Source organism: Mariniflexile sp. HNIBRBA6329, from assembly GCF_043558645.1.
Classification (GTDB): domain Bacteria; phylum Bacteroidota; class Bacteroidia; order Flavobacteriales; family Flavobacteriaceae; genus Mariniflexile.
Window position 1 is genome coordinate 1 of the sequence record NZ_JBIFXS010000016.1, and the last position, 24,813, is coordinate 24,813.

At 33.9% G+C, this 24,813-nt stretch carries 12 protein-coding genes; 1 reads left to right on the forward strand and 11 read right to left on the reverse strand.

Translation table 11 applies throughout. The features are described from left to right. Positions 1-108: hypothetical protein (locus ACGK9U_RS14190; protein ID WP_394467138.1), on the forward strand; the 108-nt coding region annotated here is incomplete at its 5' end. A 63-nt stretch (positions 109-171) separates the two neighbouring features. Here ACGK9U_RS14190 and ACGK9U_RS14195 read toward each other — a convergent pair. The 11 genes from ACGK9U_RS14195 to ACGK9U_RS14245 all read right to left on the reverse strand — a co-directional run bounded on the left by ACGK9U_RS14195 (position 172) and on the right by ACGK9U_RS14245 (position 24,766). Continuing rightward, positions 172-1,107, reverse strand: coding sequence for a glycoside hydrolase family 43 protein (locus ACGK9U_RS14195; protein ID WP_394467086.1), 936 nt, complete (start codon positions 1,105-1,107; stop codon positions 172-174). Positions 1,108-1,169: 62 nt separating this feature from the next. Beyond that, a complete protein-coding gene (locus tag ACGK9U_RS14200) occupies positions 1,170-4,088 on the reverse strand; it encodes a sugar-binding domain-containing protein (protein WP_394467088.1) in 2,919 nt (972 codons plus the stop codon). A 31-nt stretch (positions 4,089-4,119) separates the two neighbouring features. Next, a complete protein-coding gene (locus tag ACGK9U_RS14205; RefSeq protein ID WP_394467090.1) occupies positions 4,120-6,537 on the reverse strand; it encodes a beta-galactosidase in 2,418 nt (805 codons plus the stop codon). 51 nt (positions 6,538-6,588) lie between these two features. Continuing rightward, positions 6,589-9,507 (reverse strand): glycoside hydrolase family 2 TIM barrel-domain containing protein, encoded by a 2,919-nt coding sequence (locus ACGK9U_RS14210; protein ID WP_394467091.1) that lies wholly within the window; start codon positions 9,505-9,507, stop codon positions 6,589-6,591. A 375-nt stretch (positions 9,508-9,882) separates the two neighbouring features. Then, positions 9,883-10,968 (reverse strand): aldose epimerase family protein, encoded by a 1,086-nt coding sequence (locus tag ACGK9U_RS14215; RefSeq protein WP_394467093.1) that lies wholly within the window; start codon positions 10,966-10,968, stop codon positions 9,883-9,885. Between the two features lie 41 nt (positions 10,969-11,009). After that, positions 11,010-12,626, reverse strand: coding sequence for a family 43 glycosylhydrolase (locus tag ACGK9U_RS14220; RefSeq protein ID WP_394467095.1), 1,617 nt, complete (start codon positions 12,624-12,626; stop codon positions 11,010-11,012). After that, positions 12,623-15,916, reverse strand: coding sequence for a DUF5107 domain-containing protein (locus ACGK9U_RS14225; RefSeq protein ID WP_394467097.1), 3,294 nt, complete (start codon positions 15,914-15,916; stop codon positions 12,623-12,625). The genes ACGK9U_RS14220 and ACGK9U_RS14225 overlap by 4 nt, the downstream gene beginning before the upstream one ends. 110 nt (positions 15,917-16,026) lie before the next feature. Further along, positions 16,027-18,798 carry a sugar-binding domain-containing protein gene (locus ACGK9U_RS14230; RefSeq protein ID WP_394467099.1) on the reverse strand — a complete coding sequence of 924 codons (2,772 nt, stop codon included), beginning with the start codon at positions 18,796-18,798 and terminating at the stop codon, positions 16,027-16,029. Positions 18,799-18,806: 8 nt separating this feature from the next. Continuing rightward, entirely contained in the window at positions 18,807-20,198 is a 1,392-nt protein-coding gene (locus ACGK9U_RS14235) for a sugar porter family MFS transporter (protein WP_394467100.1), read from the reverse strand. Positions 20,199-20,235: 37 nt separating this feature from the next. Beyond that, on the reverse strand, positions 20,236-21,654 hold the full coding sequence (uxaC, locus tag ACGK9U_RS14240; RefSeq protein WP_394467101.1) for a glucuronate isomerase: 1,419 nt from the start codon (positions 21,652-21,654) through the stop codon (positions 20,236-20,238). Between the two features lie 127 nt (positions 21,655-21,781). Then, positions 21,782-24,766 carry a hypothetical protein gene (locus tag ACGK9U_RS14245; RefSeq protein WP_394467102.1) on the reverse strand — a complete coding sequence of 995 codons (2,985 nt, stop codon included), beginning with the start codon at positions 24,764-24,766 and terminating at the stop codon, positions 21,782-21,784. Positions 24,767-24,813 lie beyond the last annotated feature (47 nt).

Genomic DNA, 24,813 nt, shown 5'->3' on the forward strand with positions numbered 1-24,813 from the left:
GCAAGCGTTAAAAAATTTATGGTAGGCTATGAAATGTTCGGGTCGCCACAACGCGATATTACTGCTGAAATTGCTTGCGGTAAATTGAAAGAACTTATTAATCTTTGATAAAATACTGTTCATTTGAATTTTTGATAATATCTACAATACTAAATATCTAAGACATATGGATTATTTAAATACTATTAATAAACTATCTAGTTCTTTTTGAGTAATACCAATTATACTACCATGACGAATACCTTCAGGAAACTCAACATTTTCATTATAATAAGGTTTTTTTTGATTGGTTACTCTATTCCAATTTTCAAAGTCAGAAGAAATTAACAAACCAAATCCATTATTTCCTCTATAGTAATCCCATGTTATACCAAATTCATTTGAATTGTTTAAATGAAAGGCATAGGGTCCTTCAACATTTTCCTTGGTTAGTTGATATGAATCTGAATATGGTCCCAAAGCATTCTTAGAACTAGCTACCCAAATTCCATTTTTACGATAAATTAATTTATACAATCCATTTACTTTGATAATGTTGGCATCTAAAATACCATCATTATCATCACTGTATAAAACTTTAGGTTCTGAGAATTTTATAAAATCCTTAGTGGTAGCATAATAAATAGAAGCTGTTTTCCATTCGTTATTAATTTCTGCTGTCCAATAAATAAAATACAAATCATTTTCCTCATCATAAGCCAACTCTGGAGCCCAAGTTTTTGAAGCGTTTTTAGGAGCAACATCAACAAGACGTTCATTTTCCCAATGAATTAAATCATTTGAATCCCAAACCGTCAATGGGCGGTTTTTCCACGATACAGTTGCCACCATGTGATAAACGCCATTTTGATCTTGAAAAACCATAGGATCTCTAATTAATTTATCATCAAAAGATGCAGATAAAATTGGTTTACCGTTATTAATTTCTTTAAATAAAAACGTATCTGTTGCTATAGCATAATACATGTGTTTTTCATCTTTAGCTTTCATATATGCTGCTAAATACGCTACTTTGGGTTCTTTTTTATCATTACTGTTTTTTGTGATTTTGCAACTAAAACAAACTACTATAAAAATAAACGTTACACTTTTTTTTATGAATGTCATTATTTTCAGATTATTACTATTGACTTCTTTTTATGATTATAATTATAACCTATATTAAAACCTTACTTATTTTGATTTGAATCTGGTTTCAATTCATCGGGACTATCTTTGGTATATGTATTAAATATTTCCTTTGATGGCGTCTTAAATAAGTGTTCAATCACTTCCATATCCAATTTATTTTGAGGTTGAAATTCATCGGAATCCATATAAGTTATAAGTGATTGATACAATTGTAACTTAGTAAGTTTGTTATTTATATTTGAAGAAATATCTGCACTAGAAACTATTATTTTTCCATTTCCTACTTTGGCCTCAAAAACCAAAGCCAAACGTCTGTTCATAAACCAAGTGTCTATAGGCTGAATTAATGGACGGAAATCTGCTGGAAAATCTTCAAGATTCATTACTTGTGCCCTATTCTGAATATCCCACCATTGTAAATCACTATGATAACTTGTAGGGAAATCTGCAAAAGCAGGACTTTCTTCCTGAATCAACATTCCGGTAACATGTGGCGGCCTCATTTTAAACCATGAAGTATTCCAAAACACTGGCTGAAAGTACATTTGTACTTCTTTTCCTTTTACTACTTTACCAGCAGCATTTAAAAATACGTTTCCTCCATTTTTCAAAACCTCTTTTGCTTTTGTATCTAACTCTGTGGTATAATAAACCGAAGAAGCTCCTTTTTTAAAGTCGGTTGGATAGACCCAAAAATCCCAATCATTTACAAAATCGGTTCCTTGAACACTGACTTCTAAATTTAATTTAGAAGCTTTTTTTATTTTATGTAAATCAAAATCTATTTTGCCAACAACTATTCCATTTCCATTGTGATAGGTCTTAGGCTCAAATTGATCAGAGTTTAAAATTTTTCCTTCTTCGTTTTTAATAGTCCAACCAATAATTGCATTTTGTAGAGGTGTTTTTCCTGAATGAAACAATACAGTCTCTGCACTAAATTTCTCATTGTTCTGATAAACAAACTTTTCAATTTTTGCTAAAGGAACAGTTTGGTTACAAAACCTCCTGTACTCTTTAGCTGTTATATAGCCTTTCTCTTGCCAAAAGGCATCCAACACACCCACAATAGCAGATCCTTGTCCAGGGAAATCTTGTAATCCTAACAATTGAAACCCTGCATAATCAGGAGTTCTTAGCATCTTTTCTATTTCCGTTTTATAACTCAACACTTGTAATTTCCCTGAAGCATTTAAAAAGTCTTTTGCCTGATCTCCCATATGATGGTCTATCAAATCTTGTTGAAACATTTGGAAGTTTTTGGCTTTGTAAACACCTGTATATTTCTTGATTTCATCAAAATTTGGAAACACACAATACTGACCAATTTCATGAGCTACAAAAGGCACTTTAAAAGGAGTAATCCCTTCAGTAAAATCAGACACCGTTTCGGGTCTGATATCTTTCCAATTCAATCCTCTGACACCACCTCGTACTTGAAATTCGGCATTTGGAACTACTGGCCAACTCCCTCCTACGGACATTCCCGTATAAACACGTCTAGGGTCTCTCTCTTTCCAAAAATCCACAAAATCATTTAGGTACTCCACTTGGTTTCCTGCCGGTTCATTCCCAGCAGACAACATGGTAAAAGAAGCATAATTTCCAAAGTTTTTTACAATACGTTTTGTTTCATCATATAAATAGGTATCTATAGGCTCCCCCCTTCCTATTTTAGGTCCATGGTTTGGCCAACTTGGTCCTTCTGGTTGTAAATACAACCCGACTCTATCAGCAGCAATAAACGCTGCTTCTGGGGGACACCAAGAATGAAAACGAACATGATTTAAACCAAATGATTTTATTTTCTTTAAAATTGTCTCCCATGCCTCTACCGTAGTCGTAGGATAACCTGTTAACGGAAATTCACAATTATTTAAAGTTCCTCTTAAAAAAACAGGATTTCCGTTAATTAAAAATCTATTTCCTTCAATGTTAAAAGATCTCATTCCGAACTGAACCTCTTTAGTTTCTTTACTTTTTTTTGAAACCAATTGTACCTCTAAATGATATAACGCAGGATCAAACTCATCCCAAGTTAACATCCCATTTCCAAAAGGCAGCTCCAATTCAATTTCCTTTTGCTCTGCTTCATAAACCACTATTTTGGAAACTATTTTTTTGGTTTCATCCGATTTTTCAGAATTAAAACTTTTTGCCGAAAGGATTAGTTCTCCTTTGAAATTTTCTGAAGAGGTATTATTCACTTTAACTTTTACAAGTGCTTTTTTATTGACAACATCAGGATAGACTTGAATGTCTTCTAAAAAAGTCAATGGAGATGATTTTAAAGCAATTTTACCAATAATACCATTCCAGTTCCCTTGTGTATGATCACTTATACTATGAGAATCGGGTCCTACATTAATTTTATCTCTATTGTCTACTCTAATGGTGATGCGTTGTTTTCCCTCCGTTAAATAAGGACTCAAATCATATTGATGAGGAGCGACCAACGAATTTTGCATGCCAACTTCTTTATCATTCACCCAAACTCTGGTTTCGATATGCGTTCTTTCTAAATGAAGAATGACACGCTTTTTTGACCAGTTTTTTGGGATATCCACTTCCTTTTGATACCAAGCGGCTCCTACATAATGTTTTACAGGTGTTAACCAAAAGGGGATGTGTATGTTACCTGGTTGACGGTATTTTTCTAATCGCGGAGTGTAATAAAAAGAACTATCATAAATAGTACCTGTCCATTCCGTCTTTAAAGTTATATCATCTCCTTTTAAATATTCGGCCATTGAACCAGGTAGTTGTATTTCATCCGATAAATTGCGGTGGTACCATTTTTCAGTTATACCTTTATCATTTCTATCTATTTCAAAATGCCAAATTCCTTTTAAATCAATTTCATCATTACTAAAACTGCTCAAGGTGAACAATCCCAGCAAAAGCAGACAAGCATAAATACTTTTATTGATCATATGTAACGGTTTTAATAATATCATATCTGTTTTTTTACAGATTTCATTTTTATAATTATTTAAGATTTATACTTGTTTTGTATTCCGAAACAACTTCAAACCCATTTATTTTTAAGTATTTACCATCTTCAAACTTTGGTAAGTTATTTAAATCTTTTAAATAGGTATAATTATCATACATTGGATGGAAGACAAATACCATTTCATTGTTTTTTAATTTTGAAGCAAAACCTTTCAAGCTAATTTCCCATTTTCTTTCTTGATAAAAATGATCGTTAATCATTTCTCCATCAATAAAAGCCAAACCTCTATCTCCTACATAATCAACATTTACAAAGACATCGTTTAATTTAGAAATATCAGAATCTAACGTTAAGGCATATTTTCTATCACTTACTTTAGTAATTTTAACTGCTGGTTTTACCTCTTCAAAAGTTAATTTATAGGTTCCGAAACCATTAAATATAGATTTTTGCTTTTTAAAACTTGTTACTTCATCATCAATACTCAATTTTATATCAGGAAAAACATGTAATATATTATCTGTATTTTGACTTGTAATTTGAAGCTTGTTTTGATCTTCTACAATTAAAGCATCAGAAACATATAATGCTTCACCAATTTTTAAGGCATTAATAGCCATGTCTTGTGGTAAAACAACCATATTTTCACCGTTGGCTGTGAATGAAATCGGTTCATTTCCTTTGGCTTTTACTAATTTTAATCCGTCAACAGAAACAACTGAAGCGTTCTTCAATTTTGAGATTTTTGTATCCTTAGTAAAACTTAACTCAGCATCTATTCCATTTATAGCACTAAAAATATAATGTTTACTATCATTATTATGCAACACCGTTAATGGTTGAACTGTAGCAGATTTTATAGTTACTTCATCAAGCTTTAAATTAAAAGGTAAAATAGCACTTGTATTTTTAAGGATGTTAAATACTCCTTTTGATGGAAAAGAAATGGTTTCACTACCTGTTTGTACCTTAATATTTACATTATTAATATCATTTATAGCTATGTCATCTTGAAAATTAATTAAAAACAAAAAGCCAGAATTCCCATTTGAACGCACTGCATATCGTAAAGTTTCATTGTTCTCTGGAGTGATTGAAGTATTGGTTTCTGGAAGAATTGTTTGCATGGGAGCCAATGTTTCTCCATAAGCATTTACAAACTGATGAAGCATTCTTAAATGTTTGTAATGATAACGCACCTGACCGTATTGCCCTAAAGGAGCCTGAAAATCATAGTTAATACGTGGAAGCCCATTTACTTCTTCATTATAATATTTACCATTAAACTGAGGAGTAGAACCACCGTGATACATATAATATCCAATCCCATTAGAACCACTACCTAATATTCTAACCATCAAAGGGTTTACACTTTCATAAGGCACAATTGGTCTACGTGAAAACTTCGCTTGAATCCCAGGTCCTATTTCTGCTGGGATAGATGGGTATAGATCTGTATTATAACTTACTGCACCATAATCTGGACTTTTACGAATATCCTTAAATAGATAAAATTTTGAAGCATTTGGCTCAGTCCAAAACGGATACGCATAACCTGCCGTTACAGGTAAACTCCCTTTTTCTACAATGGTAGCATTTCCCCAACCCGTTGCAGTATATAATGGAACATCTATACCATGTCTTTTGGCAATTTCTTTCAGGTTTTGCATGTGTTTTTTACCATACTCCCATCTTGGATTTTTTCCATCCGTAACCGTAATCTGTTCATGACTCAAATCAGCATCTAAATCTGCTACGGTATATTCCTTTTCACTTCCAGGGTAAGTAAATTCCCATGGAGCTGAAGTGTGTTGGTACTCGTTTTCTAACTGAACACCTACTACTGCTCCTCCATCTTTAAACAAATGATCTTTTATTTGATTCGCAATTTCTCCATACAAAACATCGACATATTTTAAATATTCCGGATCATTACTTCTTACTTCAAAAGTTCTTCCATAGAGCCAATCTGGCATCCCTCCATTTCGCATTTCTCCATGACAAAATGGCCCCATTCTAACAATAACATCTATATCATGTTTTTCTGCTAATTCTAAAAATTTTTTAAGATTTAAATCTCCACTCCAATCAAATTTACCCTCTTCTCTTTCATGAATATTCCAAAAGACATAAGTTGCAACTACATTAATTCCTCCCGATTTCATTTTCAAAAGTTCCTCTTCCCAATAGTCTTGTGGAAATCTAGAGTAATGAAATTCTCCAATAATTGGAATAAACGGTTTACCGTTTCGTTCTATATAAAAATTATTTACAGAAATCTCTTCTCCATCAGCACTTTTTCCTCCTAAATCAAGATGCCCTCTTATGATTTCTTTTTGTGGTTGATCAATATTTATTTCATATGTGTCTTGAGCATCCATGTTTAATGATCCATAGTAACACAACAGCAATACAAAAAGGGATAATCTAAAACTTTGATTTGATTTCATATATTTATATTTATTATTAGAATTATTTTTTTAACTTTTTAAAACCTGAAATTACTTAGATTCATAAACAATATATTCAACAACATAGTTTCCTGTTCTTTTAGATGAAAATCTAAATGGTTTTAATTTATTTATGCTTCTTCCCTGCTCTAATGATATATTAGAAAATTTCTTAGTTTCTACAATTTTTCCATTTGGGGTTTTTAGTTGAACTGTTAAATTTACTTTTCTAGCTTCTCCAATATTCATGATTACCGGAGTTATCATATCATTGGGCCCATAAACAACATCCACATTGTCACTTCCGGCCACAATATCCTGAAATCCCATATTATGTGAGTGATAAGCTAACTTTGCGAACCCTAAATAATCAATTAATGGTTTTTGATACGTAGCGGTATTTGGTCCTCCACGTAGATTGCACCAGCTAATGCCGTCATAATCCATCAGTCTGTTTTTCTTAAGTGTTTCATAGGCAATAAGTGCTTGCCAAGCCTGACTTGCTTCCCACTCATTAAATTCTAAACGCCTACCTATACTTCCAATATCATAATCCCATTCGTATGAAGGAACATGATACCACGGTTTTCCCTTTGAAAGACTCCAATTGGGTTGTCCTATAGATTCATCTTGTTCAAAGTTAAAATACGCCCTATCCCTACTATTGAGAAAGCTGGTTTGAAATTCGTTGGTTTCATAATAAAGTGGTCGTTCGTCTTTTTCCAAGAAAGGCCATTTACGTAATGTGGTCCATTCAGCGCCATAACCACCAATATAGTCCATGCTACCCCTTGTTATAAGTGGAGCGGTCCAAATTGGATCAGGGGTTAAAATATTACCGGAATTATCCTTGGTTCCCTCATCATTTGGAATATCGTACATGATTCTCATATCAGCACTAGGAGAGATAAGCCGGGAGGAATCTATAGCTACGATGGGTTCGTATATTTTTTTATAGGTAGTTGTAATTCCCTCCCAACCATACCAAGAATAGGGGTGGTTTGCCGATTGCCAAATAATTATAGACGGATGATTTCTTACAACTTTGGCATCTGCTTGAAAACGTTCAAAATCAATGTTAAACACATTTCCTTGTCTGATCCATGCAGAAGTTTGCCAGATGAGCATCAACCCCAGTTGATCTGCCAATTCTGCAATACGCGGATCATTTATCCCTCCGGTTTTCGAATCATGAACACTCATACGAATACCGTTGCCATTCATGTTCTTCACCATCATCATTTCTTGGACAAGGTACTCTAAAGGAGGACATTTGTCCCACTGGGCAATTTTTTCAAGAGGCGCTCTATTCCCAAATAACAATGGTGCTTTTAAAAATTCTGGCTTGTTATTTATTTGAAAGGTTCCGCCTTGTTGTGATATAGTTCTTATTCCCGTAGTTACAACATAATCGTCTATTACCTCTCCCTTTTCGTTTAACAACTCGGTTTTCACAAGATATAACTGTGGATCATCAGCGGTCCATAGCTTTGCATTTTCAATAATTAACTTAGTTATATTAAGTTTATCAATAGGTATGGCATTTAGCGATATTTCTTTAAAAGCAACTACATTTCCTTCATTTGGGAACCATGGAGCCATGCTTATACGTAATTTCCCTTTAAATCTATCTTCATTTAAATTACGATAGGTAACTTTTATTATTTGTTCTGCTTGGGTATCAGATATAGAATCTGTATAGGTAAACACATCTTTTATATATGCATTTTTTAACAAGTCTAGGTGAATTCTTCCCGCAAACCAACCAGTATGTACATCTGTAGAGGTATGTGTCATAATCTGGTCTGGAGCAACCTGGTAAGCATCTACTTTTATGGCAATTAAATTATTACCAGACCTTAAATATTTACTAATATCAATATTTACAGGACCAGCATCATGGATGACCTCTACGGTCACTCCATTAACATAAACAATTCCTGAAGGTGTTAAAGATTCTATATAAAGATTTGCCGTCTTATACTCCTTGATATTTTTAATATTGATGGTTTTTCGGAGGTAAAGATCTTCTCCCTTATAACGTTCCCCTCCATGGACTACTGGAAGCTTATTACTCTGCCAATCTGAGTCATCATAAGCCAAACTATTCCAGTCTCCAATAGCTTTAGATACAGAAAAATCTTCATCTATAAACGTATTGATTTCAAATGGATAATGAGCATCCGCATCTAATTTTTTATAACCTATACCAAGAATATTATCTATTTTTAAACCTTTTTGCCCCTTAATAACCAGAGTAGAAAAAGCATTTTGTGTACTGTCTGAAAAAGCTGTATAATCTGCAATTAACCGATCTTCTATGTAAAGATTATAGCGATGGGTCGTGAAATCCAAATCGATTTTAACAGGAATCAATCCTGAAGCATTGCTTTTAGGTGTAAAATAAACTTTCTTTCCATTAACAACATAATAGTATTTCCCTGAAGTATCTTTCCCTATTTCGGCACAATTATCTAATGAAAGACTAAAGCTTTTAGACTGAAACAAGTCAATATCAACTTCAAATCTACAACGCCAATTTTGAGTATCAACAGCCCTTGTCAACTCACCTTCCTTAACAAAAACGAGTTCAGAATTTTCAATTTGGATATCTTCCGTAGATTTCCATTTGTTGAGCTCCTCTGCTTCTTTAATTTCTTTATTAGCTTTATAACCTTTATATAGCCATTCATCAGTTAACAATCTATTTCTAACTTTTGAAACAGGGCGTGGTTTTAGGTTTTTTAATAACTTTTGGGCATTTTCAAGAGGATAAACTTCCTTATTGAGCTTTTTATCATCCCAAAATAGTTTGCCATAGTTTGCATAATCATTTAAAAAAGCAACCCTTTCTTTGGTAGTAAAAGTTTCTGTTTTTCCTTTAAAATCTGTTTCCCCATCGGTCGCCAAGGATTTTGAAAACGCTCTCATTTCAAATGATTTTGAAATCATCTGGGCAGGCATCTCCATGCACGTGAAAGTTAAAACCCCACTTGCAATAAAGCTAACAACCCTCTTCTTAGTTACAATTTTATTCACAGAATCTTTATTATTTTTTAATTATTAACTGAATGTTTGGTTTAAGCTACCGTTCTTTTATCTGGGAGACCTAAAAAACAAAAAAAAAATCACTTTGTTCCAATCTACCATATATATAGTAATTAACCTACTTCTTCAATAACACGTTACCATTTAATCAGACATTTAATGATAGAAAAGCAAAATTAAGATACTAATGCCAGCCCGTATAGCCAATTTTTGTAGTTTTATAGCCATATTGCGCACAATTTATGGCCGGCCTTATTTATGAACCCTAAACATACTAGGGCTTTAATTAAAATCCACTCATTTTTTTAAAAAAAATTTATATATGGTAATTTGGTTATAGTTTTCTCCTGGCTTTAATGTTGTTGAAGGAAAATTGTATTTATTTGGTGAGTCTGGAAAATGTTGTGCTTCTAGACACAAGCCCATATTTTTATTTAATACAACGTTTTTACTTCCCTTAATAGAACCATCTAAATAGTCTCCTGTATATAACTGTAAACCAGGTTCTGTAGTAAACACTTCTAAAACCCTACCTGAGTTTGAATCGAAAACAGAAGCTGCTTTTGTTAATTTTTTATCATCTTCTTTTCGAATCACAAAATTCACGTTATATCCATTGGGAAGGTTATGAATCCTTTCTTTAATTTTTCGAGGTGAGGTAAAATCAAAATCCGTATTAGCAACGGGAACTATGTCACCAGTTGGAATCCATTCAGCATTTGTTTTTGTTATATAGTCTGCAAAAATAGTTACCTCATGATCCAAAATATTTTCTTTGTTCCCCGTTAAATTAAAGTAACCATGATGCGTTAAATTAACTACGGTTGGTTGATCCGTTTTAGCTTCATAAGAAATCTTAAATTCATTATTATTATCTAATTCAAATATCACTTTAACATTAAGATTCCCTGGATAGCCCTCCTCCATATCTTTACTTAAATACTGAAGAACTAAGGCCACACTATTATTTGTTGACATATCTGAAGCCTCCCAAACCACTTTATCAAAACCTTTTTTACCGCCGTGAATATGGTTAGGATAATCATTATTGGCTAAATGATATTTTTTTTCATCTAACACAAAACTCGCATTTGATATTCTATTAGCATAACGCCCAATAATTGCTCCCATATAAGGCGTATTCTCTTTTTGATATTGTTCTAAGTGATCAAAACCTAATACAATATTTTCAAATTCTCCGCTAAAATCAGGTGTCAAAATGCTCGTTACAATACCTCCATAATTGGTTATGCTTATAGTTATACCATTTAAATTTGTTAAATGATATAACCATACATCTTTACCATCAACACAACCCCATTTTTCTCTTTTAATAGACAAGTGAGGTGATAATTGAACTAAATTTTCATGAGATATTGACACAAAAAAGCGTTTTAAAATATATTAAAAAATCAATAAAAATATTAGTTGTTGTTTTTAACAAATGACACATCATCTATTTGACAATTAGCCTTTGCAACTCCATCTGCCATAAACCCTATTTCTACTTTTCCATCTTTAACAACAATATTGTTTATACTTATTGTTTTCCAAGTAGCATTTTCTTGTTCAATTTGATAGCTATTCTTTTCACAACTACTTAATGCATACATCTCTAAAGACTTAAAACCTTTACTGTTTTTTACTTTAGCGGTTAAGGTATATTCTCCATCTGATAATTCTACATAAGGTGAGGAACTAATGGTTTGAGTAACTTTTCGTTTAAAATCAACCATATCACTAATGTTTAAACTTTTTTCTCCAATAACTGTCTTTCTATCATATTCTGTATTAAAATAGTTTAAGACTGGAGAATGCTTATCATTTTTAATTTTATTTCCTTTCAGCACATTTGTTGTCCAACCCGTTAATTCGGTTTGCACAGGTTTAACTGGACTAGGAATAGCTTTTCTATCAGCTTCAAAACTTCCATTTTTTACAAAATCATTATCTTTTGCCACTTGCCATGTTCCAGTTTTCTCGTTTAAATTCCAAGAATTAAGTGAATTAAAGTAAGGCACATCTCCTTCAAACGAAAGTGGAATCCATTGGTTATATCCGAGTCCATTTCCGGCAAAATTAGACCAACGATCCCCACAATACACAACCGTTTCTTTTTCTGTACCATTTACTTTTACAAAAAATCCTGTTTGCGTAATATGTGCATAATCTTCTGAAGCACCTTCTGTAACCAACATTTCGTTAGTTGGTAAATAAGGTCCTCTAATATCATCGGCTACCAAATAATAAGCAAGTGAAGCGTCCCAACCATAAAGATTTGATGCAAATATATAATATTTACCATTTAACTTAAACATACAGTTTCCTTCTCGCCCTGTTCCTCTGTAAACCTGAGTGCAATCTATTAAATCTACCTTTCCATTTTTTATTCCAATTTCAGAAACATATATTTTGTGCCTACCTCTACCATATGAGTAAACAAGATAGGATTTTCCAGTATCTTCATCTGTAAAAACAGTTTGATCTCCCGTGTTTGGGGTACCAATTGTTTCTGTCATATCTAAACGTTGATGCCATTTAAATGGTCCTGTGGGAGTATCTGATACGGCTATTAAAACACCTACATTATGCTGAATAAACATAGCATATTGGTTGATTTCCTTAATAAAAGCCACCCCTAATCTTCCCATCCACCTGGTATCATCAGCATGTTTATTTACTTCCTTTCTATCTAACACATTATTCTCAAAACTCCAATTCACTAAATCTGTGGACGTATAACAAGTAACGGCTACAAAATTATCTGTAATTTGTGTTACAGATGGATCTTTACGGTACAATTCAGCTTCTTTATAAAAAGCACCATACCAATAATATTTTTCAACGCCATCTTTGGGATCATTAAATTTAAAAATTCCTCCACCTTGACTGTAAATAGGCTTACCGTCTATCGTATTCCAAAATTGGTCATTTTTTATATTATTTGATTGGGCATTCAAAAATTGATTTGCACTTATTACTAGGATACAAATCAATTTAAGCATCGTATTATTTGAAGTTAAATCTTTTCTTACCCTCATATCATCTCTTTTTTTGTGTTTACCATGAAGGATAAATGCACCTGTACTCCTTGATGGTTGACATCCATTTTAGCAGCCTGTTCTAAATGAGGTATTGCTTTAGAGGCGTCGCCTAATCCATAATACCCTAATCCTAACATGTAGTGACAGTGAATTTTGTTACGGAACGTTAAATCATCATCCCAAATCAATAAATCTGGCAGGGATACCGCGAAATAATCTAACTTGATGATTTCATCCATATGCTTTTCTCCAAAGGCAATCAATGCATTAAAACGTTGTGCTGCTTCCTCTTTTCTACCTAGCTTAAGCAATGCCAATCCTTGATAAAATATTTTATCTGGTTTTTGATCGTTATAAAAAATAGCAGCAGCAGGTTCAGTATCTCCGTCTTTGGCTAATTCCCAATAATGACAAGCTTTTTCTATGTTTCCTAAACTTTCATGAGCACATCCTAACCAATAAAGGAAATCATTTTCTTGTGCTCCTGATAATTTACCTTCCCCTAAATTATCGGGATATATTAAACATTGCTCTAACAATTCAATAGCTTCCTCTTCTTTTTTATCAGCTAACAATTGTTTGGCTAACTCTACCCTTGCTATTTGATATTGTGTAGGAACCTTTCCTTCTCCTCCTTCCCAAGGATGGAAGATTCTTTGATCAATCAACTCAATAGCTTTGGTGTATTTTCCTAATTGATTGCATAATGTTGCGTATTCTAAATAGACATCGTCACGTTGTAAAACCAAATCTATGTGTTTCTCTAAAAAGGCAAATCGTTCTGAAAAAGGTTTACACAAACGCTTATACAACTGATCTAATTCCATGAGAATACGTGCATCTGTAGTATCCAATTCAAAAGCTTTTTCTAAAGTAGGAAGTGCCTTTTCTTCTCGTTGTAATTTATTAAAATAAGCCAATGATAAGTTTCTATGAACCGTTGGAAATGTACCATCAATGCTTACCGATTTTTCCCAACAAGCAATGGCTTCTTTATATTGACGTTTGTCATACCACAGATTTCCTAAATAATAAGGAGCTTTGGCATCATTTGTATTTAATTCCTGAGCCGCTTTTAAAGCCAAAATAGCTTCTAAACGGTTTGGAAAACAATATTCCGGTGCATGATCGGCTGCCATTTTAAATATAGTTATACTATCTTTATTTGCCAAACGCAATGCCCAACCCATATAGTAATAAGTCATTGGAGTTGTTGGACAAACTTTTGTTCCAGCTTCTAATAACAGAACAGCTTCATCATACATTCCTGCAGCAATATAATCTAAAGCAACCACTTCATAATTGTGGATTTCTCCTCGCATTACTTGGTGCATTTCTTTTAATACTGTAGCTTCTTTTGTAATTAAATAAGATTCAAATCTACATCCAAAATTGAACAAATCTATTTTTATAGAATCATTGATTAAAGTCAAGGCTTCTTGTTCTCTTCCTAATTTTCTTAAAATAGCAGTTTTTAAAGTTCTAGCTTTATGGTTGTGCCAGTTACGAATTAAAGATTTTTCTACTTCGTATAAAGCTTCTGTAAAATTATTATTGACACATGAAATTTGAGCACATCCAAAGTAACCCGCATCTTGCATGGCAGCGTTCCAGCATGATTTGTAAAAAGCATCATACGCTTCTTTATGTTTTCCTTGGTATTGTAAAGACAATCCTAAATTATAATGAGGTTCTCCATCATATGGATTTGGATTGCGTTGTAATTGGGTTTTAATGGCCTCTTTAAAATAATTTTCTGCCTCTGTAAACTTTCCTCTACGCAATAACCAAAGTCCCATGGCATTATTATTTCTAACATCTGATGGGTCACGTTTTAAAGCTTCTAAATAATAATCGGTAGCAATATAAGTGGCATGTCTGTACTGCTCTAAATGTAAACCGGTTAAATACAATTGTTCACAAGTCTCGGTCTCCTCTGGAGAGAATGCTGCTTTGGCTGCTTCTGGCGTTTCTTTTCCTTCTTGTTCTTCTGTCTTAATACTCAATAATTCTCTTCCATTTTCAGCATAAACGGCTAGGACTAAATTAATGAGATCTACGTCTCCTATAGTTACTCTTCGTTCATAAACTTGCTCAGGACTCAAATCCAAGGTTTCCTCAAAATAACCTTCCAAAACAATTCTCATCTTTTTTTGTAAAGAGGTTACAAACACCTGTAAAATGGCTTTATCATCCTTTTTATGAATGTTTAATAATACATCTTGAGTAGCATTTTTAACCACACCTAACTCACGATATGGTAAGAAATACTGGGTAAATGTTTTTTCTTCATAAGGTTGCATCCATGAAAAATCTGGTTGATTATCAGTAAAAACACCTGCCATTAATTCTATATATGGTCCATCCTCGTCGGTTAAATTTCTATCCCACGCTTTTCCAAAATCACCATTTCCCCAGGTCCATTGTTTCTTTCCTGGCGATATGTGATGATTAGCAACATGCAACACGCCCGCTTGGGTATCATTTTCATAACCTCCTACAAAATTGAATTCTGAATTAATAGCCATATAAGATGTAGGAACAGGAATATTTTTATAGTTAGAAATATCTACGCCCTCTGAGTAATCCACTTTATAATAAGTTCCCGTGGCAATTGGAAAAGTGGACACATCTCTTTTTCCATGGTCAAAAACAGCATGTACATCAGGAGGAAATACCGATTGATAATCTTCATTTACCGCAACGGCAGGGTTGGCCCACCATAAAAAAGTCTGTGGTACTGGTGTTGGATTGTATAATTTTCCTTTAATTTCCAAATAAGCTTTTCCAGGATGTAAAGTAAATCCAGCCATCCCTTTTTGTTGAAACATTTTTTCATTTTCGCTTACCCAGACAGTAATACTTCCATCTTCATTATTTTCAATGGTATGGTCGACTGGTAAAAAAGTACTAGGTCGGTGGTGTTGTGGCCAGTTGAATTCGATTCCGCCCGAAATCCAAGGACCTGTCAATCCTACCAAAGCCGGCTTAATCACCTGATTGTAATAAATAAAATGGCGTTGTTTGATCTTATCATAAGCCATTTGCACACGACCACCCAGTTCAGGTAAAATCATCACCTTGATATATTCATTTTCCAAATAAACTGCCTGATAGCTTTTATTTTTTTTTTCATCTTCAATTTTCTCTACCACAGGATACGGATAAACTACTCCGCTACTTCCCTGATATACACGTTTTTCTAGAAAAATAGGGTTTTTTTCGGCTTTCCCGATTTCGTATGTAGGGATAACTACCTCCTCTTGCCAAGCTTTAACACTCATCATTTTATTTTTTTAAATTATTTATCAGTCAGTTTTTTTATAGCTTCTATACCAACTGTAACTGTTGGATCAAAATCTACACTTGCCATATACTTTTTCAAGCTATAGAGTAATTACTGTGCTTCCAGACGTTTTTCTATATCTTGATTGAAATCAATTCCGGATACAAGTAACTTTCCTTTACCCACTTTTACTTCGAACAATAGAGCTAATGAACGATTAGTAACCCAATCATCGATTACCCTAACCAAAGGTTTTATTTCAGAAGAAATTGAAGTAAGCATAATAGGATTGGAATGTGTCATCGCATCCCACCATTGCCAATTACTATGAAATTCGGTTGGAAACACAGCTAATGCCTTGTGATTCGGATCACACAAAATACCCAAAGTATGAGGTTTTTGTCCTTCAGTCCAGGCCGTATTCCAAAAAATACTGGAAAAACCGATTCCAATTTCACCACCATATTCTGACTTTAATGTACCTTTTTTAAGGGTTAATAATACTGAACCTCCATTTTCAAGATATTTTTGAGTCTGGGCATCAATAGAGGAAACTAGTTTTATTTTTTCTGAGTCAATGATAGCTGCTTTTTTTGCAGGATATACCCAAATATCCCAGCTATTAGAAAAAGAACCTACTGTAACTTCCAGAATTAATTTTTCAGCCTTTTGTATAGAAGAAAGAGCTACTGAAATTTTTCCCAATATCATACAATTCCCTAATTCAATAGTAGTCTGAGGCAGATTGCCTGAGAAAACTGTTTCTCCAGCTACATTACTGATTTTCCAACTTGGAATAACTTCAGTCATTGGCTGATCGCCATAATGGGCAACTTCAACAGTTGTCGAAAGTAGCTCATCATTAGTATAAATATGTTTTTTTAAACGAACCAGTGGCACAGTGGAATTACAAAAACGACTGTATTCTTTAGGCGAAATATATCCTTTCTCTTCCCAAAAACTATCCAGTACACCTACAAGTGCTGTTCCCTGTCCAGGGAAATCATGCAAATCGAGTAATTGAAAACCTCCAAAATCCTTGGTACGCAATGCTGCTTCAATATCTGCTTTATAGCAAAGAGCCTGCAATTTACCAGATGCCTGTAAAAAACTATCCGACAATTCTCCCATGCCATGCTCTTTTAATGTTTCCTGAAAAATTTCAAAATTATTCGCTTTCAATACGCCATCATATTTTGCAATTTCCTTGAAATTAGGATACACACACCACTGCCCTATTTCGTGACTAACCATAGGCTGAGTAAATTTATTGGTAAAGGAACTCCAATCAAAATTAGCTGATGGAGCTTGCGAATTAATGATGCTTTTCAAACCTTGATTCCAATGCTGTATTCTTGGTTCTGAATCGCTCAAATAATCATTAACAGGTAAATTAGGCCATCCCGCACCAGAGGTATAAATGCGTCTTGAATCTCTTTCTTTCCAAAAACTCACAAAAGACGATAAAAATTTATTTTGATTGGATCCTCCTGGCTCATTGCCATAAACCAGCATACAAAAGGAAGGATGATTCCCGTAAGCTTCAACCATTCGCTTACTTTCTTCATACAAATAGGCATCAAAAGGCTTTCCATCACCAATAGTTGTAGACTGGTTTGCCCACGAAGAACATTCCACTTGGAGATAAAACCCTAATTGATCCGCAGCCTCAAAAGCAGCTTCTGGAGGACACCATGAATGAAAACGAAAATGATTCAATCCGTGTGAACGGGCTACATTGAAAATACGAAGCCATTCTGCCTTATCTGTTGACGGAAAACCTGTTTTAGGAAAAATAGCGCATTCCAATGTTCCTCTCAAAAAAAGTGGTTTACCATTAATCTGAAGTTGTTTGCCAACCGCCTTTATTTCACGCATTCCAAAGGTAGTTTCGTAAATATCATTTGATTTTTTTGTGGAAATTTCAGCTTTCAAGTTGTAGATATTGGGATGAAACTCACTCCATAATTTCACATTATCCCCCATAGGATATTCTACAACCAGTGAATCCAGACCTACAGCAACTGTTACATTCAGATTTTTAGTAGGAACTTCATTTGCGCCTGATGCACTCAAAGCAATAATTGCCTTTTGCTTCTCTTTTGCCGAATTTTCTAACTTTATCTTCGCTACTACTGTTTTCTTGTGAATATCTGGAAATAGCTGTATATTTTTAATTTTCACTAATGGTTTTGCTTCCAGATAAAGCTTACCCACCATACCGTTCCAATTGCTTTGAGTATGATCTGAAATACTATGTGAGTTTATACCGGGATCTATTGATTTGGTACGGTTATCAACACAAATTGTTATACGGTGTTTCCCAGGAGTTAATACATCTATTAATTTGTAAATGTGCGGTGTACCTAATGAGTTACGAATTCCTATTTCCTTATCATCAACCCATAAGCGGGTTTCCCAATGACAGCGTTCCAGAAAAAGTTCAATGCTTTGATTTTTCCAGTTCGTAGGTATTACCACTTCTTTTTGATACCATGCTGCACCAACATAATATTTTACAGCTTGTAACCAAAAAGGAATCTTTACGTTTCCGGCAACTCTGTATTTAGCATATTCAGGATTTTTATAAAAAGAACTATCAATAATCTGTCCAGTAAACTTGGTATTCACAGTGACCTCATCCCCTTTGCCGTTGGTAGCCATAGAACCTGGCAAATAAATTGTATCAGCCAATCGTTTTGTAAACCATTCCTCTGGAATGCCTTTATCATTAACATCTATTGCAAATTGCCACTCTCCTGCTAGGTCTATTTTTGATTGTGCCGTTAAGCTCTTTATGGAAGCTAAAAACAATATAAATAGAAACAAAAAATTACTATTCTTCAAAATGTTTAAATAATTATGATTTAATTTAAATTCCAACACAGATATTATTTCACCAATTCTTTTTCAATTTCTTCTAAACTTTTCCCTTTGGTTTCTGGAAGATTTTTACGGATAAATAAGAAACCTAGTGTGCATATAACTGCATATACCCAAAAAGTACCCGCTGCTCCAAATCCTTTATTTAAAAGAGGGAAGGTATAAGTAAGAACAAAACAAGCAATCCACAAAGAAAACGTAGCAACAGCCATGGCTCCTCCTCTAATTCTATTTGGAAATATCTCTGATAAAATCACCCAAGTAATAGGTGCTAAAGACATGGCATAAACACCAATACCAATCACAACTAAAGACAATACGGCAATTCCTTTTAACTCAAAATAAAAGGCACTACCTAAAAGAAGATAGGTAATAGCCAACCCTAAAGAACCTAATAACATTAATTTTTTACGTCCCCATTTGTCTACTGTAAACATGGCTACCAAAGTAAATACTAAGTTTACACTTCCTGTAATTACAATATTAAAAAGGGTATCACTAACACCATAACCAGCGGCTGTAAAAATTTCATCGGCATAATTAAAAATAATATTAATTCCACACCATTGTTGAAAAACAGCCAACACAATTCCTAATACCAATACCATTCGGTACTTAGGGTGAAACAATGCTTGAAAGTCAACCTTCTGAGCAACATCATTCAAAGTAGCTTGTATATTTTCTATTTCCATTTTAGCATAAATCTCTCCCCCTATTTTCTCTAAGGTAGGATATGCTTTTTCTTTTTGATCGGCTTTCATTAACCAACGTGGACTTTCAGGAACAAAAAAGGTAAAAACAAAAAAGGCAATTGCAGGTACTAACTCTGCCCAAAACATCCATCTCCATCCAATAGTTCCATTCCATGAAGCTCGAATATACTCATCCGTTACATCTACAGGAACATCCTCTGCAATAAGAATATTAACTACTTGAGCTGCTAATATTCCTATCACAATAGTCATTTGGTTCAAAGAAACAAACCTCCCTCTAAACTGAGATGGAGAAACTTCTGCAATATACATGGGCGATAGTGCCGATGCCAATCCAATTCCTAAACCTCCAATGACTCTATATATGATAAAGCCTTCATAAGTTTCTGAAATACCAGTTCCAAAAGCTGAAATGGTAAACAACAATGCCGCTAATAACAAAGGACGTTTTCTACCTAACTTATCGCTGATCACACCAGAAATCACAGCGCCTAAAATGCATCCTATTAAAGCAGAACTCATGGCCCATGCTTGTAAGTTTGCTGACTCGGTAATATCAAAAAAACGTTCATAAAATGGTTTTGCACCACCAATAACTACCCAATCGTAACCAAAGAGCAAGCCCCCCATGGCAGAAACCATAGAAATAGATAATAAATAACCTTTGTTAAATTTTATATTTTTCATAAACATTAATTTGATTTATATAGTGATCTTGTTTAACCTAAATTTTAAAATATTCTTTAGCATTGTAATAAGATATATCCTGAATAATTTTACCTAGCCATTTTTCATCCGCCGGTAATTCCCCGTTCATTACATCATTACCTAAAAGATTACATAACACTCTCCTAAAATATTCATGCCTAGGAAAGGACATAAAACTTCTCGAATCAGTTAACATACCCACAAAACAACTCAACAATCCCATATTAGATAAAGCGTTCATTTGCTTTTCCATACCATCCTTTTGGTCTAAAAACCACCATCCTGAACCAAACTGAATTTTTCCCTTAATACTTCCATCATTAAAATTCCCTATCATGGTTGCCATTAACTCATTATCTGCCGGGTTTAAATTATAAAGAATTGTTTTGGTTAGTTGATTGGTACGGTCTAGATAATTTAAGAACTGGCCCAACGAACGCGATTGTGGAAAATCTCCAATAGAATCCCAACCAGAATCACGCCCTCTTAGTTGTAACATTCTAGAATTAACACTACGTAATGCCCCTAAATGAAATTGTTGTACCCATCCTCTTTTATGGTATTCTTTACATAGGTATTTTAGCGTTTCGCATTTAAAATAATCGATTTCATCTTGAGAAAGGGCCATATTTCTTTTAATCTTTGAAAAGATTTTAGCTATATCAAAAACTCCTGTTTCAAAATAAGGAAGCAATTCTAGACCATGGTCGGATAGACGACAACCATTATCATGAAAATAATCTACTCTTTTTTCTAGCGCTTCTAGTAAATCATAAAAATTGGAAATAGAAACAGCCGATACTTGTTCTAATTGTTCTACATATAGAAGAAATGCGTGTGTATCTTCAACAGCAAAAGCCTTATCTGGTCGGAATGCGGTGGACATACGTAAGGAAACATCTTGATTATGTAATTTTTTATGATGTTTTAAATCGTCTAATGGATCTTCGGTTGTACATATCACTTCTACATTTTGCATTTCCAACAAACCTCTTGTACTGTGAGACTTTTGCTGTAACTGACGTTTCGTTTCATCATATATAGCATTAGCATTTTCGCCAGTAAGTAATTCATCAATACCATAATAGCGCTTTAGTTCTAAATGACTCCAGTGGTATAGAGGATTACGCAGGGTATACGGTACAGCCTCCCCCCATTTCTGGAATTTTTCTTTATCTGTCGCATTCCCTGTAATATAATTTTCATCTATCCCCAAAGTTCGCATTGCACGCCATTTATAATGATCTCCCGATAACCAAACTTGGGAACAATTTTCAAATTGATGGTCATTTGCAACAGCCTCGGGAGGTAAATGATTATGATAATCTATAATTGGAAGATGCTTAGAATAATTATGATATAATGATTTTGCCATTTGCGACTGAAGCAAAAAATCGTCATCAAAAATTGTTTTATTATTAGCAATCTTAGTCATTACAAAGTAAATTTAGTGTTGCTTTTTAATTTAATTTTCATTTTACTAACTTTCATTTTACTAACTTTCATTTTAAACCTTTGTTAAAACTTATTTATACCTTTTTTTTTATTAATTATGGCTGTTATTATTGCTCAAAAACCAAAGCTTTCTCCATCATATTAAATAAAATCTGGACAGCTGTTTCATCATAACGAATATCATAAAGTTTTTCTGTTCTTGGATGTGGAACTAATCTATCCTTAGTAAGTAATTGAGAAATCAACATATTTCCTTTGGCATCACCAAACTCAATCATCATCACTGGTGCTTTAGTCAAATTTTTACCTGCATTTGCCATTATAGCAAGGCTTTTTGCCATACCAACATTAGCATTTTTATACCCAGAAACAATATCGGTAGATTTTATTGGAACTGACATATCTAAGAATACTGCCAACGATGGAGCATCTTCTATATGTTGTAATACTTTGTCCTTAAGTCGCTTTTTAGTTCCTTCATCATCTGCTTTTTCCGAAAACTCATAGTACCCATGCAGTTCATATGCAAAGTATGAGTTTCCTTTTGTAATGCTTTCTTTGTTAGCTCCACGTCCTATCCATTGTTCTAAAAACAAATCGGCATTAACGCCTTGCACGTCCATCTCCCAAGCAGGAACCATAAGGTTCCCTCTTAATCCGTTCCACATTCCCGAAAAACTTTTAGGAAGGTTCTTCCAAAGCGAATTGTCTTTTACACTAGGAAAAATATGGGTTTCTGCCTCTGCACTCTCCCTGAATCTTAAAAATATACTACCAAAAAGAGGATTGTCTATAACCCTAGGCCTTTTTATTGTCCCTGTTAAATCCATTGCTACAAGCTCTCCTTCCTTTTGAGGATAACCACGCCCAAGACTTCTTGGTCCAACATCTAACATAACAACAGATATACCATTATTAATGGCGTTGTTAATCATATTTATTATATGCTTATCGTCATTGGCTATTTTTTGCCAAGAACTGCTAGAAAGTAAAATGATATTTGCTCTTGTAGGTTTATTTACTTTATTAAAATCATAATTCTTAATAACTGAGTTTAGTTCTTTTTCTTCTTCAGGAACATATATTTTAGCTGCCATAAGTTCATCTGAAACTTTTGCTCTAAATGTTCTAATATCCCAAGATGAAGTAACAGGATATTTTACTCCGGCCGGACGATTGATTAACTCAGCTGTAAGTTTATAATCTCCAATAAACTTCGGCAATTTTAATGTAATACTATCCGTTACTTGGGAAGTAGCGGCTACCTCTTTATTCAAGTATTCTTCAAAAAATATTTTACCATTCTCATCCTTAAGTGTTACTTTAACTTGAAGAGTTTGGTTATAAGGAAAATCATTGAAAAAATAAATTGGTACTGTTACCTGCTCATTAGGCACAAAGTTCTTATCCCAAAGCTCTAAACTGACTGAAAGAGGAGACCAAGATGAGGTAAGTGCATTCCAAACAGACATAGGATTACCTTCTTTTAAATTACCTAAAAACCAATTATTTCCATCTTCATAACTTCCTAATGCGGTAAAAGGAGTCCAACCTGCAACGTCAACACGTCTCCAATATTCTGCAATTTTTCCGTTGGATAGCTCAAGATGCTTCATACGCATCTCCTTAGTGTGGTTTCTTCCCAAAAAACGTAAATATGTTTCTTTAACTGCTGGATATCCACCTTCATCACCATCGGAATTGAGGTAATTACCCCCAAACTCATCTGCAATTACTGCTTTTTCAAACTGATTATAAGAATCGTATGATAATCCAAGGTTTTCAAATAGACTCCACCAATACTTATGAAGATGAATGATATCTCTATGAGAGAAAACCAAAGGAGGATATATTTTTAACACTTCATCTAATGCGCTCCATGCCGTTTGCAATTCCTTACCATCCGTTTCATTATATGGGTAATACATATTTATACTAGGATGGTTCATTGATGAAGCCATCCATGAAGCGTATTGCTCAACACAACTCTCTCGAGAGGCAGGCATACCATGAAAAAAACTCCATTCATAACGCACCAAAATACCGTACTGATCGCATAAGTCGAGAAGTCTTGAAGGCGGTGGACCTAGGTGAAAATTCACTGAATTCGCGCCATGTTCCTTTAAACGAAATATTATGTTTTCTTTAAACCAATTGGTGTCATAACCTAGCTTAGGACCATCTTCCGTTCTCATCCATCTATGCCAGGTAACAGAACTCCCTCTAAACTTAAACAAGTTACCATTTAGGTACAATTGTTTATTGTTTACCTCAAACTTTCTAACTCCAAGTTTACGAGAAGTTTTATGTACAAGGTCACCATTTTGCTCTAAAAGGATATCCATTTTATAAAGAGCCGGATTCTCAGGAGACCATTCCTCTAATTTATTTTTATAATTAAAAGTAACTGTATTTTTCCCTTCTGTGTATTTCCCCTTTTGTTTTAATATTATATTCCCTTCATTATCAACAACATTAAAATAATAATCACCCTTTGCTTTTTTTGATTTTACTATGTCCTCAACATAAAAATCAACACTAAGTGTTTTATTTTCTGACGTTGCGTTGGGTATTACATTACCTATTTTATGTTCTCCATGAAAATGCAGAATGACATCGTCCCATAATCCAGATGAAATATTTGAACGCCAATGGTCGGTTTCAGGAATGTATGAAGCATCTGATTTTGGTAGATTTTTTAAGGAAGCAAGGGCTATTTCTAAGGTTATTTTTTTTCCTGGTTTAACTTTATCACTCTTAAGTAGATGGAATGTTGGTGCCATCCCTCCATTGGCACGTGATACAGAAATGCCATCTACAAATACCTCTGGAGCAAATCTAGCACCTTTCAATTCAAGTGTAGCATATTTCCATTTGCCGTTAGGCAAAACTATTTCACGTTTGTACCAAAGCGTTTCATCATTCATTTTGGTAGGGTCACAGTGAATTCCGGGAACCATTACTTCTGATTTATAATTCTGGTTTTCTCCCATTAACCACTTACCATTAAGCAATTGTTCTTCTTGTCCAAATAAGGAAATAGTAGAAAATAGTATCACTAAAAACAGTGAAGGAAAATATTTATTTTTCATTATTGGATAATTTTTAATACTCATTTATATTCTTGTATACTTTAAAA